We start from the raw sequence: 17,139 nt of genomic DNA, 5'->3' as shown, positions 1-17,139 counted from the left end.
AGACGTCTTTACCGAGATCCAATCCTATCGTCGTGACTTCCATGGTGGGGCTCCTTTCCTTGCAGAAGATGTCTTCTGCAGTTTGCCGCAAAGCGCGACGGTTGGCTGCAGGCGCCATCCACCCCATCCGCATATGAGACGCTCGAAATCGACGCGGAGAAGGTCCGGTTTGGATTTCGGCCATTTTGACTATTTTGAACGGCCGCTTTCCGGAAATCGCGCTGTGGTGCGGCGATCAGCTACGAAATTCGGCCGTCGCGCGGAGGCCGATTTTGCCGCATCTGCGACCGGCGGAAATGTCCGCTCACCTACCATTTGCCGCCTAGTTCTAAACGTCCGGAATGTGCGGTAGGCTACGTGCCGCACATGCGAAAGACCAAAGCTCGGTCGACGGCAGCTGTGGGCTCTGACCGCCATTCGGTGCGAACCGCAGAGAATGGCGGCGGCGAGCCCAGAGTGCAAATTGCTGCGGTCGGCCCAAATACGTGCGAAGCGTGCGTCGCTGCCGTTGGTCCTACAATGGACGGCCCATTCCGGACGTTGACCGCCACTCGAAGTGCCGCAACGCAGAGTTCTTCACAATCATATTTGATCCTATTGCATGTTCTTTCTGCTCACTCAGACGCGACGGGCTGTTAACGGACCATGGACGCATCTCTTTTTCGTTGTGCGTCTCGGACCAGCGCCGCAAGCCGATAGAAGCCGTGTGCCATTTTTGTGTAGGGCGTCAGCAGGACGAAGGTCAGGACCGATCCGAGGTGGATGGCCAGCAGTGCGGGCATCAGAGGTGTTGAACCGAGGGCGTAAAGAACCGGCCCGCTGAGCCCCACAAACCCGAGCAACAGGATGAAGCCGATATCCCCGCCCCAGGCCGACGGATCGCCGAGGTCTCGGTCTGACTTTAGCTTGAGCAGCGCCATCGCACCGCACCCCACCGTCAGCAGAAGCCCCCCGGAAATCCCGAACAGTTTCGGCAACGACCAGAACCCGTAAGGCGCGTACATTCCGAAGACATAGTGCATGATCGTCGCCACCGAGGTCGACGCAAAGCACAGCAGAAAACCATACATAACAGCGTGGTGGATGTGACGTCGGCCCTGACTGAACCGGTCTTCGTCCTCGAAGTTACAACCCTCGCCATGGCCTGCGGCCAGATCCTGCATCTTGCCCGCGCGTTTGAGCGCAACCGTCAGATCAGACATCTGGATCGGTTTGCCACCAACCTCTGCCCAATAGCGCCTCAGGCTGAAGGCGATACTGAACAGAGGAAGCAGGAATGCAGGCGCAAAGATCGCGACCATCGTGTTGTGGGACAGGACGGCATAAAACCCTTCGCCTCCACTGGAACCGATGGCGCGGGTCGCCCAGAACAACAGGGCAAATCCGACCACCAACGCCAGGGCGATGGCTCCGCCATGGGTGTGGAACCGGCGTGCCAGCGGCTGCGGCCAGGCGAAGCTTTCCCAACTGTCGCGCCGCACTTCAGCCAGCGCCTTGGGCAGGTTCAGGTCAAACGCGTGCGGGGCGGTGTACTGACAGGCGTAGTAACAGCCCCGGCAGTTGTGGCACAGGTTGGCCAATTGCGTGATGTCCCCATCCGAGAACGCGCGCGCTGCGTGCAGCGACGGGAAGACCGAGCAATAACCCTCGCAATAGCGGCAGGCGTTGCAGATCTCGGCCTGGCGGCGGGCTTCCTGAATAAGATCAGTTTGCATAAGCGGCGGCCTCTCGTCCTGCGATGCGTCCAAAGACAGTTCCGATGGTCATGCCAAAGCCCGCCAGATAGCCTTGCCCAAGGATGGACCCGGCCATCGTTTCCCCGGCCGCCCAAAGGTTTTTGATCTTGCCGCTTGGGGTCGAGCACTGGGCTGTCTTGTCAACCTTCAACCCAAGATAGGTAAAGGTCACGCCGGTCCGCATCGAGTAGCCGTAAAACGGCGGTTCGGTAATTGGGCGCGCCCAGTTGGTCTTGGGCGGGATCAGGCCCGAGGTCGCCACCCCGTCCAGTTCGGTCGGATGAAACCCGCTGGTGTCACCGCAGGCGGCGTTGAATGCGCTGACGGTTGCTTTCAGTTTCTCCGCGGGCAGGTCCATCATCCCGGCCAATTCGTCCAACGTGTCCGCCTTTAGCGGAGGGAACACGGACGGCATGAACAGGTTCAGCGATTTGGCGTCGATGATGGCATATCCCACCTGATCCGGCTGCGCCGCCACCAAACGGCCCCAGATCGCGTAGCGTTTGGGCCAGACGTCTTCGCCCTCGTCATAGAACCGCTCGGCATGTTTGTTCACGACGATGGAAAACGGAACGCAGTCCAGACGGGTGACGATGCCGCCGTCGAATTTCGGCGCGCGCCCGTCGATGGCAACGGCGTGGCATTGGGTCGGGTCGCCAACGCTTTCTACTCCTTGGTCCAGCAGATCAGACAGGACAACGCCTCGGTTGTAAGGCGTTCCCCGGATCAGGAAGTTCTTGGCAGGTTCACCCCAGGCTCGGGTGAGCCAATCCGTGTCGGCCTGAAAGCCGCCGGAGGCAACGATGACCGCCTTGGGCGCGATGCGATGAGACTGGCCTTCATAGCTATAGTCGACCCACTCGATCCGATCACCATTCAGTTCCAAATGCGTGACGGCGGCTTCGTACAGCACATCTACACCCAAACCTGCCGCCGTGCGGTAATAGGCATTCACCAGAGATTTGCCGCCCCCCATGAAAAACGCATTGGTCTGTGCCAATGACAATGTGCCGGAAAGCGACGGCTGAAACCGGACCCCGTGTTCTTGCATCCAGGGAAGGCATTCTTCCGACGTGCGGATCGCCAACCGGGCAAGATGTTCATCGGTTTTTCCACCGGTGACTTTCAGCAGATCCGAGAGGTATTCGTCTTCGCTATACGCCTCGACGAGCGGACCCAACGGGCCCGAATGCATGCAGCGAAAATTGCGCGTATGGCGTGAGTTTCCGCCGCGATAAGGTTTTGGCGCCGTTTCAAGGATCAGAACACGGGCGCCTGCCTCGGCTGCAGTCATCGCAGCGCAGAGAGCCGCATTGCCGCCACCGATCACAGCGATATCGTAAGCTTCCTTTGGGGTGGCCATATCCTGTCTACCTACTGGCTTTCGTCGATTGAGCGGTCGCGGTCCTGCAACGCGCGGATGCGCATCCGCTGCGCAGCCTGAATATGCGCGCGCATCTCTGTCTCGGCCGCTGCGCCATCGCGGGCCTTCAAAGCCGCCATGATGCGCCGATGCTCGGCCACTGCGGCCTCGGCGCGGTCGCTATCCAGCAATTGCGAGGGACCCAGGATCAACAGCGCCTTTTGCAAGGACAACATGGATTTTGCCAGAAATCGGTTCTTGGCCGCATCCAGAAGTGTTTCGTGAAAGATCTTGTTGATTTGGGCCGCATCGGGGCCAGTACCCGCCTCGGCCAGCCGGTCGTTCAGAACTTCAAGCTCGTCCAGTTCGACATCAGACGCCGCGCGGGCTGCCAGACGGGCCGCTGTCCCTTCAAGCACGGCGCGCATCTCATAGAGTTCCATGACCTCGGCGTAATCCAGACTGCGCACGGTGGCACCTTGCCGTGGCACATGCGTGACCAGCCCGTCGGCCTCCAACTGCCTTATCGCCTCGCGTACCGGGGTACGGCTGACGCCCAACCGTTCAGACAGCTCAATCTCACGCAGCCGGTCGCCGGGCAAAAGAGTGCCCTCGCGAATCTCGCCCAGCAGGCGCTGATACGCAGAATTGCCTTGTGGGCCAGGTTGTAACGGGTCGTCCTGAAGGGTCATCGCAGGCTCTCTTGTCATCTTGCGTCCAGTTGTATACACATGGATACATTATAAGTCAACGAAGCTGGAACGCTTACCTTGCACAGCCAAACTGATACCCCCTCTCTTCTGACGAAACGGGCCGTCACGCTCGGCCTGGCGGTGTTGGGCACAGGAGTATTTTGGGCGCTAAACCTGCCGCTACCTTTTCTGTTCGGGCCAATGAGCGCATGTTTGATTGCAGCTCTTGCGCACGCACCGATGGAAGGCTTTGGACAGGTCTCGGTTGCCGCCCGCACTATACTGGGCGTGGCGGTAGGGGCATCGATTACGCCGGCTCTGTTTGCTGAATTGCCAAAAATGGCCGCGTCAATTGCGCTGATCCCGTTCTTCATCCTGCTAATCGCGCTGGTAGGTGTGCCATTCTTTCGCAAATTCTGGGGCTTTGACTCCACAACGGCTTTCTACGCAGCCATGCCGGGCGGTTTGCAAGACATGATCATCTTTGGCACTGAGGCGGGGGCCAATCCGCGTACCTTGTCCTTGATCCACGGTACGCGCGTGCTGATCATCGTGACGTTGGCCCCCTTGTTCCTCACCGTGTTCTATGATGCCCAACTCACCAATCCGATTGGCGAGCCCGCGCACAACCTGCCAATACATGAATTGGCGCTGATGGTTCTGGCCGCCATTATCGGCTGGAAAGGCGGGGAGCGGATCGGCCTGTTCGGGGCGTCAATCCTGGGGCCAATGATCCTTACAGCCGCCTTGTCACTGGGCGACTTAATTCATACCCGACCGCCTCGCGAGGCCATCCTTGCAGCGCAGTTTTTCATTGGCTGCGGAATTGGTGTGAAATTCGTAGGTGTCACATGGGTCGAACTACGCCGGGTAGTGGCAGCGGGCTTCGCCTATGTCATTGTCCTTGCCGTCCTGGCAGCCACTTTCACCGCCGTTGTCACCACCTTGGGACTGGGCCAACCTGTCGAGGCGTTTCTGGCCTTCGCGCCCGGTGGGCAGGCAGAGATGACGGTGCTGGCCATCGTCTCGGGCGCGGATTTGGGCTTTGTGATCACCCACCATCTGACAAGGATCGTGCTGGTGATCATCGGTGCGCCCATCGCCGCGAATCTTATTCTGCGTTGGTCCAAACCTCGGGGTTGATCATGTGGATCGGAGCGCCTTCGGCATAGGCGTTCACCTGATCGAAAATATCCGCGAATTGCAGGTCGAACTCGTCTTCAGTGACAAAGCCGATATGTGGGGTCGCGATCAGGTTGGGATGTGACAAAAGCGGGTCGGTCGGATCAATCAGTGGCTCGGAATCAAACACATCAATCGCTGCTTTGCCGGGGCGACCGACGTTCAGCGCCTCAAGCAAAGCACCAGGTGCGATCAGCCCGGCTCGCGAGGTGTTCACAAACAGCGCCTCCGGCTGCATCTGTGCGAAATCCGATGCGGTGATGATCCCGCGCGTATCCGGTTTCAAGCGCACATGGACCGAGACAACATCGCTGCTGCCAAAGAACGCTTCACGGCTGGGCGCGACCTGTGCGCCATCCGCCTGCGCACGCGCCCGGCCTTCTACGGATGACCACCAGACCACATTCATCCCAAAGGCCTCGGCATAACTTGCAATGGCGCGAGCAATGCGGCCATAGCCATAGAGCCCCAACTGACGCCCCCGCAGCGTCTTGCCCACGCCCGCCTGCCAGTGCCCTGCTTTGACCGAGGCCATTTGTGCGGGCAAATCCCGCATCCCGACCATGATTAGCGCCCAAGTAAGTTCAGCTGCAGCATAAGACGGCGTTCCGCCGTGCATGTTTGAGCACAGCAGCACGTCTTGATCTGTACAGGCTTCGACATCGACATGCGGATAAACGCTGCGCTGGCTGATAAGTTTCAGGTTTGGTAATTTCTCCAGCAAGGCGCGGGTGACTTTGGTACGTTCGCGGAACAGGACAAGCACCTCCGCGTCATGCAGTCGTTCGGCCAGAGTGTCAGTTTCTTCGACATGATCCGTCCATAACGTCACCTCATGACCGGTGAGTTTCTCAAAACAAGGCAGGCCACGCAGCGTGTCAAACCAGTCATCAAGAATGTGGACCTTCATCGGCTTTCTATACCCTGCTCGGTGTTCAGTTTTCTTGGCGTCGGCACAAAATGACATGTGTTGAGAGCGGAAAGTGCATTGCGGACCCGTTCGCTTTGATCCAGCAGATGGTTGAACTGCTCATCGCAGCCAGCAATCGGTGTCGGGTAGTCCGCGATGTCCCGCCGTAGGGCCGACTGCGCCAACATGAGTTCCTGACGCGCGATATCGAGGCATTCCGAGTAGTTGTCCATCGTGTCCCTCCCACTATGTATACAATAGTATACTATTTGGGTTGCACTTGATCAACTCCCGTTCCAAACAGACTCAGGCACATAAACATGCCCGTCCGCCAACTTGCGCGCGGTCCGCACCAAACCCGCCGCGTTCACTGTGAACCCGTCGGTGGTGGAAAAATCCACTAACACGTCGATATTGCCCGAGGCGTGTTCCAGAACGACTTCAGCCGGGCTGTTCGTGGGGCGATCCAGCAAACCGTCGGCGACGGTTCCGGGAGTCAAAGCGCAAGACGCCATGCATTGCGCGCCGGTGACCGCCATGGTCGGGTGGGTTTTCCACGGCATGAAATACCGCACTGCGAGCGTTCCGCCTTCTCTGGCCGGAGCAACAAGGCCGAACTTAGGGGTGACCGATTTGGACACATCCCCCATACCCATCCGCTGCCCTGCTTCGATCCTAACGGCCTCCATCCGGTCAAAGAACGCGCGGTTTGCGTCCAGCTCATTGGCGCTCTCATAGCCCGTCAATCCGAAGTCTGTGGCGCGGGCGATAGCCATCGGCATAGCGACATCCATGCAGGTCAGTTCGACGCCCTGAACTGCATCGCGCAGGTTGCCCGTAGGCAGGAACGCTCCGGTGGCCGAGCCCACCACGCCCATGAAACTCAACTGCACCGGCGCTGAATGACCGGGAACGCCGGCGATCTCCGCATCACCCTCATAGGTCAATTCGCCCCCGGGTGTATTCACCTTGGCCACGATCCGAGCCCCAGTGTTGACGGCCCGAATGCGAACTTCAGTTTCATCACCCTGCGGTTTGAACAAGCCCATCTCGATGGCAGCAGGGGCAACGCCAGACAGGATATTGCCGCAAGTGGGTTTGAAATCGACCAGCTTGTCCTCGACCGAGACCTGCGCGAAGAAATAGTCGATATCGGCCCAGTCATCCTCGCCGACCGACAGCATCGCGACCTTTGTGGACACCGCCGCGCCGCCGCCGATGCCGTCGATGTTCAGCGACTGCCCGGACCCAAGAGCGGCGATCAGCACCTCGGCCAGCGCGTCCAGATCCTCAGGCAAATCCGAGCGGCGGAAATACGGGCCTTTCGACGTGCCGCCACGCATCAAGATATAAGGGATTGCGGTTTGAGTCATTTTGAACCCCTCACTTCAACGGCCAGGGCAGGCTGACCATGTCCTGCAACAGACCTGGCGGGAAATCGCGGTTCAGAGCGCCCGCCATCAGGCACATGAAACCGATGCCGCAGGCGGTCAGGATCAGAGTCATCTGCCAGCTGGACCCGGCGCGGATACGGAGAAAGGCGATCAGGAACCCTATCAGGGCGAGGATGAAGCCCACCACCCACGTGGCCGCGATCAAACTGGCGAACCACGCCAGAGTGGACCACAGACCGTGGGGTGCGCTGGCGTCTTCACCGGCGATTTCCTTGTCGGAAAAGATCACGTCGCCTTCGGGACGTCGCATCATCTGGATCAGAAGGATCACGCAACAGAATAGCGAGACGCTGCCGATAACCAGCGGGATGATCTTGTCGGTCATATTGTAGTCGGGGATCATGTTGGCGTTGACCAATGCGACGATCAGATAGGCCATGATCACCAGCAGAAAGATAAGCGGTGCGCGTTTGGTACCGGCCTGAACATCACCCTCGGCCATGATCATCTTGGCCTGCCGGATACCCAGAATGACCGAAACAACCGTGACCACGATCAGCACGATGACGATAGGGCTGAAGACATATTCCATCCCCTCGCCAAAGCTTTTGCGGAACCGGAATGAGGCGATCTGGAACGCCTGATTGGTGAACTTCTCAACCGGGTTCGACAGAACGAAACCGATCAGGAAGGCCGGGCGCGACCAGTCGAAACGGCGTAAAAAGATGCCGATCAGGCCGATCACGAACAGGGCCAGCAAGTCTTCGAAGTTTTGGCCGGATTGGAACGCCGCAAAGCTGATCAACATGAACAGGAACGGCGCCAGATAGGTGAAGCGGATCGTGGTAAGCTTGGCGATCCCGCCCGATGCCGCGATGCACAGGATGGTCCCGACGACGTTGGCCAACGCCAGCAGCCAGACGATCGAATAGGTGATGTCGAGATTGTCCTTGAGCATGCTCGGACCGACCTCGATATCGCCTGACCCCAGCAAAGCCACCGCGCCGATGAAGATCGCCATCGAGCCTGAACCAGGGATGCCAAACAGCAGAGTTGGCACCAGCCCTCCACCCTCTTTGGCGTTGTTCGAGCTTTCCGGGCCGATGACGCCGCGCACTTCGCCTTTGCCGAAATTGCTCTTGTCCTTGGTGGATTGCACCGAGTGACCGTAGGCGATCCAGTCGACAACCGAGCCGCCGAGGCCGGGAATGACTCCAACAATCACGCCAATGATCGAACAACGCACCGACAGCCATATATTTGCGAACCAGTCTTTGACGCCGTCCAGCCAACCGGCGCCCAGTGAGGCCCCCTTGGCAATCGACCGATCTTGACGCAGCAGCGATACGATCTCGGGCACCGCAAAGATACCCAGGCCAACGATGACCAGCTTCAAACCGTCCGTCAGATAAGGAATGTCGTAAGTTGCCATGCGCAGCGAACCGCCTGCATCCGCCTCACCAATCGTGCCGACCATCAGGCCCAGACCGGCGGCGGCGACTCCTTTCAGCGGGATCCGCCCGGCCAAAATGGCGACCATCGACAGGCCGAGAATTGTGATCATCAACATCTCGGGCAGGCCGAAGGCCAGAACGATGGGTCGCGCGATAAGTATGAACATGGTCAGGAAGGTCGCGCCGACGAGCCCTCCGAATAGGGACGAGGAAAAGGCTGCTGACAAGGCCCGTGCAGCCTCGCCCTTTTTCGCCATCGGAAAGCCGTCCAGCACGGTGGCCTGCGAAGCAGAACTGCCGGGGATGCCCATCAAGACGGACGCAAACGTGTCCGAGGTCGGCACCACCGCGACCATCCCGATCATCAGCGCCAGACCAAGGATCGGGTCCATTCCGAACATGAAAGGCAACAGCAGGGACAGACCGGCAATACCGCCAAGCCCCGGAAAGACGCCCACAGCCAGCCCCATGACGACGCCGAGAATGAGATACCCCAGAACGATGGGTTGCAGGATCAAACCCCACGCGTCACCAAGCGCAGGTAGAGCGGTGGCGAAAACCTCCATAGCGGCCGCCTTTCATAAACTGTTTTGTATGTAGAGAAACGCGCGCCCTTCGTTGGGCGCGACGACGTGTCAGCTTAGTTCAGCTCGACGCCGTAGGCCTCTTTCAGCCAGTTCAGGACGTATTGCTTGGCATTGTCATCCACATTGGTCGCCGTCTGCAGAGCAGATTTCGAGCCGTCGCCGACGAACACCGGATACTTGCCGACGTGCTTCGAGGAGATATCAGCAAAATCACCCCGCTCGGTCACTGCTTGAAACGCTGCGGTATAGGCGTCGACGACCTCTTGCGGCGTGTCACCGGGCAGGAAGGCCAGCTTTTGAACCGGGAAACCTGCCACGAAGAAGGCTTTCCATGCGTCCCATGCCTCACCACTGGTTTCGCAGCCATCGGTGGCCTCGCAGACCTCCTTGAAAGTCGGAATGTCCGGGAAGGTCGGGTCACGAACGATATTGCCATCAGCATCCAATGCGCCCCAAGTCATCATGGGAACGGCCTGACCGGCTTCGACCAGCGGGACCGAACCACCCAGATAGCCCGAGGACGTCTGGTAATCTATATTGGCTTCACCACGTTCAAACATCAGCCGACCATCCCCGCGGCCTTTGATCCCAAATACCGGTTCCACATTCATACCCAACATCTGCCAGGCCAGCAGAGGCACAAGGTCCAAACGGGTTGCACCCTGCGAGCCGTAGATGAAATTGGTGTCCTTCAGCGCATTGGCAGAGCCGTCAAACTTGGCTCCGTCCTCGGCGTTCAGATACGCAACACCACCCGTTCCAGATGCCATTACCGGAATCCAATCGTTGTATTCATAGCGTACGCGGGGATCGCTCAGCAGATACGGGAACTGAGTAGACCCGGACGTGCCAAACAACAGGGTACCGTCATCATGGCTTTTTTCCTGAAACCAGTTCGCGCCTTTGGTTGATCCCGCGCCCGGCATGAACTTGACCACCACAGTCGGCTGACCGGGCAATGCCTCGGATAATAGTGGCGCGAAGAAGTTGGCCCATTTAGCCGACCCGCCCGTTTCCGAGAACGGAATGACCCATTCGATGGTCTTGCCCGAGAAATCGACCTCGGCAGCGGCAGGTGCAGCGAATCCGGCAGCGGCGATCAGCCCCACGACGGCACGACGAGTGAAGTTGGAAATGGCCATTGGTTCCTCCCTGTTGACCAGACAACCACGTCGGCGCCCTCCGCGCCACCGTGATTGCAATTAGAACTGCGGGGTTGATTCCCCCTCCCATCTGGCAATCATGGGGCGCCAACCTTGCGCGAAACTTGCGGGAGACCTGATGCGGATCGTCATCGTCGAGGATAATGAGACCCTTGCCAACGCCATTGCCTATCGCCTGCGGGATCGGGGCCATGCCGCTGACGTGCTGACAGATGGCGGCGCGGCCGATTTGTATCTGGAGCAAGAAGGCGCAGATCTGATCGTTCTGGACATCAACCTGCCGGGTCGGTCTGGGCTTGAGATTTTGCGGTCCCTTCGCAACCGGGGTGACAGCGCGCCCGTCATCCTGCTGACCGCGCGCACCGAGACCAGCGACCGCGTTTCGGGTCTGGATATGGGCGCCGACGATTACTTAGTGAAACCCTTCGAGATGGATGAACTCGAGGCCCGCATCCGTGCCCTGTCCCGCCGCAAACAACTGGATTACGGTGCGCGCGAAACGATCGGAGACCTGGAATTCGACCGCACCGCCCGGCAGGTGAGCGCAAAGGGCCAAGTTCTCGATGTGCCGCGTCGGGAAATGGCTGTGCTTGAATGCCTGCTGGAACGTCGCGGCAGGATCGTCCCCAAAAGTCAGTTGATCGACTACGTCTACGGCGTGGGAGCCGATGTCGACGATTCGGCCGTCGAGCCGCATGTGTCACGACTGCGAAAACGCCTTCAGAACCTTGGCATCCGGATCAAGACCGCCCGTGGCCTTGGATATCTGCTAGAGGTGCAGAAGTGATCCGGCACGGCTCACTCAGGCTCAGGCTTTTCATTCTGATCCTGACGCCATTGGTGCTGCTCGCAATCCTGCTTGGATACTGGCGCTACACGGTTGCTCAACAAACGGCACAGGAGCTTTTTGACGACAGCCTATTGTCCGCCGGTCTGGCCATTTCTCGCGATGTGGCGGTGTCAGAAGGCGATGCCCTGTCGCCCACCACGCGCAGCTTGATCCGCGACGCATCGGGCGGAGAGATTTTTTATCACGTGACCGGACCCGGTGGCATCTACGTCACAGGGTATGCATACCCTCCGGCCGCTGCAAACCCGTCTGAGCAAGACGCGTACCAGCCGAGGTTTTTCGAGGCGATCTATCGGGATGAGCCGGTGCGCGTACTGAAAATGACCGAGCGCGTCACACTTGATAACCTGGTGGGCGATGCGACAGTAACAGCTTGGCAACGCGTTGCCGATCGCAACGCCTTTGCCAACGAACTGTCGATCCGCGCGGCGATCCTGATGGGTATCTTGCTGGCCACCCTTGCTGTTGTCGTGTGGTTCGGGGTCGCACGCGGGTTGCGGCCCTTGCTGGATTTGCAGGATGCGATCGACCTACGCTCACCTGACGACCTGAGCGAAATCAAACGCCCGGTCCCGGTCGAGGTTTATGGTATTGTTCAGACCCTGAACCGGCTGTTTGGACAGGTCGAGCACAGCATCAACGCCCATCAGGTGTTTATCTCAGAAGCCGCGCACCAGCTGCGAAATCCGGCGGCAGCGGTCCAGTCCATGGCCGAGGCGTTGCGGGACGCAAGATCGGATGAGGACAAGGACAAACGGATTATCGAGCTTGTGTCGGCAGCGAAAAACTCCGCCACGGTGGCCGAGCAGCTATTGTCGTTGGAGCGGTTGCGGCAACCTACGCATCAGGATCAGATGGACAAGATTGATTTCCGTGCGGTTGTGGAAGAAGCCTGCGCTGACATGGGTGTACAGATCCTCGCAAAAGGGATCGAGTTTGATGTTACGATGCCGGACTCGACAATTCCGGTTTCAGGAGATCAGGTTTTTTTAACTGAGGCCATCAAAAACCTGCTGGACAACGCAGTTAAGCACGGTGGGACTAAGTTGAGCCAAATTTCAGTCGCGCTGCGCTCTGATGGCGAGAACGTAAAGCTTACCGTATCCGATGACGGAACCGGCCTTTCACCCGAACAAAGCGAAGCCGTTTTCAGTCGATTTTCGCAGCTGGAATATTCCGAAGGCAGCGGTTTAGGGTTGTCGATTGTCTCAGCTGTAGCGAAGCGCCACGGAGGAGTGGCCGCGATCAACCAAGTCGAAAAAGGAGCAAGCGTCACGCTTCAGCTTCCCATAGCCCTGTAGTTTGTTTCAATTTCTGCTCGGAACCCGAAACCTGTCACAATCAAAGAGAGTTTTTCGATTACAGCGAATGACCGGTTTCCACCCCAGGTGCCGGGCACGGTGGTCTTGATACGTCTTCACCGGACTTTGAAGCCTTTTGCAGCGAAATGGCGCTTGGTCCCGCGTTGCGGTCACTGATCGTTCGCATATCAACCCAATCCGCTCGCGTTGTGCGCGGCGAGTTGAAGGCCAAGACTGCGATGTTGACCGGTCTGCGTAAGCCTTTTCTTATTCGTGCCTGTCAGGATGCAGTATCACCAAGCGCCGCTTTCGGTACGCTCCACATTCAAACAGTATGCCACACAAGCGCTTCCGTCGTAGCTATGTTTAAACCCTCTGAGATGGGGAACCTTCAACACCGCAGAACTCAATCACAACGTGGACCAGTACTGTAATTCCCTCTAGAGCGTGGGTTGTAACTTTACGCAGGATCAACGCGTTTACTTGATCCGTGTCAAAGTGAGCTTTGACGGTTTCTGAACTAATCAGTTCAAGAGAAACCAAGGAGTTGCCACCATGCTGAACAAATCTCTTGCTGCGCTGATGATGATATCAGCCATGCTGCTGAGCGCCTGTGAAAACAAGGGCCAGACTTATCCCGTAACCGGCGAACAATGCGGACCGAACGATCCTGTCAAGACCCTGGATGCCGAAGATTGCTATGTCCCACCCGCGGGTGTCTGACGCGGAACCGCATTTCCGTTGATTCAGGGGGCCAACCTGCATCTAAACCTTTCTGGCAAAACATGTTACTCTGGCCTGACCCCTGCTGAATAGATGAATGAGGCGGCCATGCGTCTGATCTTGATTGCACTGCTTTTGCCAGCCACTGCAACCGCCGACCCGGCGTTGGAATGTTCCGACGCCGGATCACAAGTCGAAATCGGATCCTGCGTCGGAGAGATGGAAACACGGGTGTCGCGTGCGCTGCAGGTGAGTTTTGATTTGGCGGTACAATCTGCCAAGGAGCTGGATGAGGTCACCGGGCGGATAGTGGCTGAACCTGCCCTCATAGCGGCGCAACAAGCCTGGGAAACCTATCGCGATACGCATTGCACCGCCGTCGGTGCGTCGTTTGGTGGCGGATCGGGTACAGGTATCGCAATCACATCATGCCGAGTGAATTTAGGGCGGGCACGCGTTGAAGAACTGTTGAGTTTTGCAGACTGACTGAAACAATTCCTTTTGATCTTTGCACAGGTTCCTATATAGAGGCGCATCCCAAGCCAGAATCCTTGAAGATACGCCTCAGCAGGTACCACAATGTCGCCCAAAGCGCCGATCACTCAAGACGTCATGACTCTCCCTCGTAAATTGCCCGAGGGGAAGGTGAACCTTGTCGGTCTCACCCGCGACCGTTTGCGCGAGGTCCTGATCGAACATGGTACGCCTGAAAAGCAGGCAAAGATGCGCACCGGTCAGATCTGGCAGTGGATCTATCAATGGGGCGTGCGCGATTTTTCCCAGATGACGAATCTCGCCAAAGCGTACCGTGCGCAACTTACCGAAAACTTTGTGGTCGAGATCCCTGAGGTCGTGACCCGACAGGTGTCCGAGGACGGCACCCGCAAATATCTGTGCCGGATCGCGGGTGGGCACGAGGTCGAGGTGGTCTACATCCCCGAGGAAGATCGCGGAACGCTGTGCATATCGTCTCAGGTCGGATGTACACTGACATGTTCGTTTTGTCATACCGGCACCCAGAAACTTGTACGTAATTTAACATCTGCCGAAATTGTCGGGCAGATCATGATGGCGCGCGACGATCTTGACGAATGGCCGACCCCTGGTGCACCAAAGGATGAAACGCGCCTTCTGTCGAACATCGTTCTGATGGGAATGGGTGAGCCGCTTTACAATTTCGAAAACGTCCGCGACGCGATGAAGATCGCGATGGACCCCGAGGGGATATCCCTGTCGCGCCGCCGCATCACGCTGTCGACCAGCGGAGTGGTACCCGAAATTGCACGCACCGCCGAGGAAATCGGCTGTCTGCTGGCGATCTCGTTCCATGCAACCACGGATGAAACCCGCGACGTTCTGGTCCCGATCAATAAGCGCTGGAATATCAATGAGTTGTTGCAGGCGCTGGCCAGCTATCCCAATGCCTCGAACTCCGAGCGGATCACGTTCGAATACGTGATGCTGGACGGTGTGAATGACAGTGACGAGGATGCCCATCGTTTGATCGACCATATCAAGCACCACAAGATTCCGGCCAAGATCAACCTAATCCCGTTCAACGAATGGCCCGGTGCACCGTACAAGCGCAGCTCGAACAACCGCATCCGCGCTTTTGCCAACATCATCTATCAGGCAGGCTACGCCTCTCCCATTCGCAAGACACGGGGCGAGGATATCATGGCGGCGTGCGGCCAGTTGAAATCGGCAACCGAACGTGCCCGCAAATCGCGCAAACAGATTGAGTCCGAAGCCGGTTTAACCCGGTAGTTTTTCTGTCGGGTTCATCATGGATTGGGTGGTCGTGCTTTGATTGTCCAAAATGACCGCCTGCACGCATGAAGTGTGCCTGTAAACTTAATGTTTCAGATACTGATTCAATATGCATAATTTGCTATATTTTAAAGATTCAATGCCGCAGGATGCAGGTTCAAATCGAAGCACAAGGCGGTGAGATTCTGGGACCTGAGCTGGTAAGAGATCCCAGAGCCGCTAGAATAAGAACTCTGTCGTCACGTGGCGCTCAGGCGAACTGATTTTCAGGTGGGTCGTAATAATGGACTCCTATCTACGAATAATTCTCCAGCACAAAGCCATTGCGTGCGCGATACTTCTGATTTCTTCAGGACTGGCAACGGCGGATGGTCACAACGCTCATATCGCGATCGAAAATCCGGCAGAGCTGAGCAAGGATGAGGCCGCGGCCCACTACCATTCACTAAGCCGTCGCATGGCACGGGGGTATGCCGCGGCGCAACTGGATCTGATCCTCAACTACCAAAGCTGGCCGCTTTTTAACGACGCGCCTTATATCTCGGCCACGCACGGGCAGCGTTACGTAAACTCGTATGCCAACCGAATGGCACATAACTACGGGACATTGCAGCAAGGCGAAAAACTTCCCATGGGATCGGTGCTTGCCAAGGACAGCATGACGGTGACCGATGAAGGTCACATACATCCAGGCGCCATGTTCATAATGGAAAAATTGCCAGACGGTACCAGCCCGATCACCGCTGACTGGCGTTATATAATGGTGCTGCCGGACGGGTCGGTGTTCGGGGATACTATGGGGGACCGCGCCAGTGAGGTCGCGTACTGCCATGTCTGTCACGAGCAAGTGGCGGATCGCGACTATACGTTCTTTATCCCCGAAGAATATCGGGTGGGAAACTAAGCCGGTTCACCCGGCAGCTTGAGTTCTGTCGCCTCACGGCGGCTGAGCTGTTCGCCTTGTTTTCGTTTGGACAGTACCTCGCGGGCCAACGCGTATTTGTCATCCTGCCAGAAGATCAGGCATCCGTTGCAGCCCTTGCCGCAGCATCCTTCCGTGCCGATGCGGTTTGTCTTGAACCGGCGTTCGTTACCGTCTTCGCCAATCTTTTCAACCAGATCATCGCGACGGCGTGCATAAGCTGTTGAATTGTCGCGACCGGAGGTTTCCAATCCCTGCACGAGCTTGTCAAAGCGAATGCGGCTCCAGTGTTCGTCGGTCAGGGCGCGTTCCTTGCGCAGCACTGAATAGACCGGAAAACGGGCGCGCAGATCGTCGATATCCTCGTGATCAAACAGGGTGAAAGGCAACCGGATGATGGTTTTTGTGCTGCCATGAACCACGTCCAACCGTGCGCCATCATGGGCGCATTCGAAATCATAGACCCGCAGCAGAACCGTGTCGCGTGCGACTGGCGAGACGAAATCCAGCACATCACCCGGTTCCAGCTTGTTCTTCACCTCAACCAGAAAGGCATCCTCGGTCACTTCGGTGACGATCCCGGCATATTCCCATTGCGAGATCGAGGCCGTGTGTTCGTAATCATGTGCATAGTTTGTCAGCCGACCCTCGTGAAAGGCCAGCGTATAGCCGCGATTTCCGACGGTTTCGAGCTCGCGCATGTAAGGCTTGGGGTCCCAGTTTTCGGGATCCGCGAAATAGTCATCGATGGCCATACGATAGGCCCGCGCGACGATCGCGGCGTAGTATTCCGATTTGCCGCGCCCTTCGACCTTGAGGCTGTCGACACCGATTTTCAGGTACTCGTCCAGCTTCGGCATGATGCAGAGGTCGCGTGAGTTTAGGATGTACGAGCCGCGATCATCCTCTTCGACGGGCATCAGGTCACCGGGGCGACAGCCTTCTTCCAGCAGGAATTCGAACAGGTCGGCGTTTTCTTCGGTGATACGCAATTCCTGATGCGTACCATCCTTGAGGCGCAGTTTCAGACCGTAGTTCCAGCGGCAGGAATTGGCGCAGTTGCCCTGGTTGGCCCCGCGTTCGGCCATGAAA

General features: G+C 57.8%; 16 protein-coding genes. 7 read left to right on the top strand and 9 right to left on the bottom strand.

The features are described from left to right. Positions 1-635 precede the first annotated feature (635 nt). From tcuB to AC2FNC_RS16980, 3 genes are read right to left on the bottom strand one after another with little or no spacing between them, the layout of a single operon-like run. Positions 636-1,715, bottom strand: coding sequence for a tricarballylate utilization 4Fe-4S protein TcuB (gene tcuB / locus AC2FNC_RS16990; protein WP_496716023.1), 1,080 nt, complete (start codon positions 1,713-1,715; stop codon positions 636-638). Beyond that, complete coding sequence (gene tcuA / locus AC2FNC_RS16985) at positions 1,705-3,099, bottom strand: FAD-dependent tricarballylate dehydrogenase TcuA (protein ID WP_496716022.1); 1,395 nt, start codon at positions 3,097-3,099, stop codon at positions 1,705-1,707. Before tcuA ends, tcuB begins: the two co-directional genes overlap by 11 nt. 11 nt (positions 3,100-3,110) lie before the next feature. Then, a complete protein-coding gene (locus AC2FNC_RS16980) occupies positions 3,111-3,791 on the bottom strand; it encodes a GntR family transcriptional regulator (RefSeq protein WP_480484186.1) in 681 nt (226 codons plus the stop codon). 78 nt (positions 3,792-3,869) lie between these two features. Here AC2FNC_RS16980 and AC2FNC_RS16975 point away from each other — a divergent pair, with 78 nt between their 5' ends. Beyond that, on the top strand, positions 3,870-4,934 hold the full coding sequence (locus tag AC2FNC_RS16975; protein ID WP_480487417.1) for an AbrB family transcriptional regulator: 1,065 nt from the start codon (positions 3,870-3,872) through the stop codon (positions 4,932-4,934). Here AC2FNC_RS16975 and AC2FNC_RS16970 read toward each other — a convergent pair. From AC2FNC_RS16970 to AC2FNC_RS16950, 5 genes are all read right to left on the bottom strand, one after another. After that, positions 4,903-5,883, bottom strand: a complete 981-nt coding sequence (locus AC2FNC_RS16970) for a D-2-hydroxyacid dehydrogenase family protein (protein WP_480554978.1) — start codon at positions 5,881-5,883, stop codon at positions 4,903-4,905. The two genes, AC2FNC_RS16975 and AC2FNC_RS16970, sit on opposite strands and share 32 nt — an antisense overlap. Continuing rightward, positions 5,880-6,116 carry a hypothetical protein gene (locus AC2FNC_RS16965; RefSeq protein ID WP_480487414.1) on the bottom strand — a complete coding sequence of 79 codons (237 nt, stop codon included), beginning with the start codon at positions 6,114-6,116 and terminating at the stop codon, positions 5,880-5,882. The genes AC2FNC_RS16970 and AC2FNC_RS16965 overlap by 4 nt, the downstream gene beginning before the upstream one ends. Before the next feature lie 51 nt (positions 6,117-6,167). Further along, positions 6,168-7,256: a 4-oxalomesaconate tautomerase gene (locus AC2FNC_RS16960; protein WP_496716019.1), complete on the bottom strand. Its 1,089-nt coding sequence runs from the start codon at positions 7,254-7,256 to the stop codon at positions 6,168-6,170. A 10-nt stretch (positions 7,257-7,266) separates the two neighbouring features. Beyond that, positions 7,267-9,297, bottom strand: coding sequence for a tripartite tricarboxylate transporter permease (locus tag AC2FNC_RS16955; RefSeq protein ID WP_480554981.1), 2,031 nt, complete (start codon positions 9,295-9,297; stop codon positions 7,267-7,269). A gap of 74 nt (positions 9,298-9,371) precedes the next feature. Then, complete coding sequence (locus AC2FNC_RS16950) at positions 9,372-10,460, bottom strand: tricarboxylate transporter (RefSeq protein ID WP_480554983.1); 1,089 nt, start codon at positions 10,458-10,460, stop codon at positions 9,372-9,374. A gap of 139 nt (positions 10,461-10,599) precedes the next feature. On the opposite strand from AC2FNC_RS16950, the gene AC2FNC_RS16945 reads away from it, so the two are divergent. The 6 genes from AC2FNC_RS16945 (at position 10,600) to AC2FNC_RS16920 (ending at position 16,029) form a co-directional block, all read left to right on the top strand. Further along, on the top strand, positions 10,600-11,268 hold the full coding sequence (locus AC2FNC_RS16945) for a response regulator transcription factor (protein ID WP_480505559.1): 669 nt from the start codon (positions 10,600-10,602) through the stop codon (positions 11,266-11,268). After that, positions 11,265-12,632 carry a sensor histidine kinase gene (locus tag AC2FNC_RS16940; protein WP_480554984.1) on the top strand — a complete coding sequence of 456 codons (1,368 nt, stop codon included), beginning with the start codon at positions 11,265-11,267 and terminating at the stop codon, positions 12,630-12,632. Before AC2FNC_RS16945 ends, AC2FNC_RS16940 begins: the two co-directional genes overlap by 4 nt. Positions 12,633-13,187: 555 nt before the next feature. After that, complete coding sequence (locus AC2FNC_RS16935) at positions 13,188-13,355, top strand: hypothetical protein (RefSeq protein WP_480517927.1); 168 nt, start codon at positions 13,188-13,190, stop codon at positions 13,353-13,355. 108 nt (positions 13,356-13,463) lie between these two features. After that, positions 13,464-13,841: a lysozyme inhibitor LprI family protein gene (locus AC2FNC_RS16930; RefSeq protein ID WP_480474203.1), complete on the top strand. Its 378-nt coding sequence runs from the start codon at positions 13,464-13,466 to the stop codon at positions 13,839-13,841. Between the two features lie 93 nt (positions 13,842-13,934). Beyond that, positions 13,935-15,122 (top strand): dual-specificity RNA methyltransferase RlmN, encoded by a 1,188-nt coding sequence (gene rlmN / locus AC2FNC_RS16925; protein WP_480493907.1) that lies wholly within the window; start codon positions 13,935-13,937, stop codon positions 15,120-15,122. 286 nt (positions 15,123-15,408) lie between these two features. Next, positions 15,409-16,029 carry a cytochrome P460 family protein gene (locus tag AC2FNC_RS16920; protein WP_480493906.1) on the top strand — a complete coding sequence of 207 codons (621 nt, stop codon included), beginning with the start codon at positions 15,409-15,411 and terminating at the stop codon, positions 16,027-16,029. Here the strand turns inward: AC2FNC_RS16920 and AC2FNC_RS16915 are convergent. Further along, positions 16,026-17,139, bottom strand: a 1,114-nt coding sequence (locus AC2FNC_RS16915; protein ID WP_496716017.1) for a U32 family peptidase, incomplete at its 5' end; no start/stop codon positions are given. The genes AC2FNC_RS16920 and AC2FNC_RS16915 overlap by 4 nt on opposite strands.

Source organism: Ruegeria sp. BHSA123, assembly GCF_059613425.1.
The sequence above is the reverse complement of the archived record's forward strand: the minus strand, read 5'-3'. Positions and strand labels throughout refer to the sequence as shown.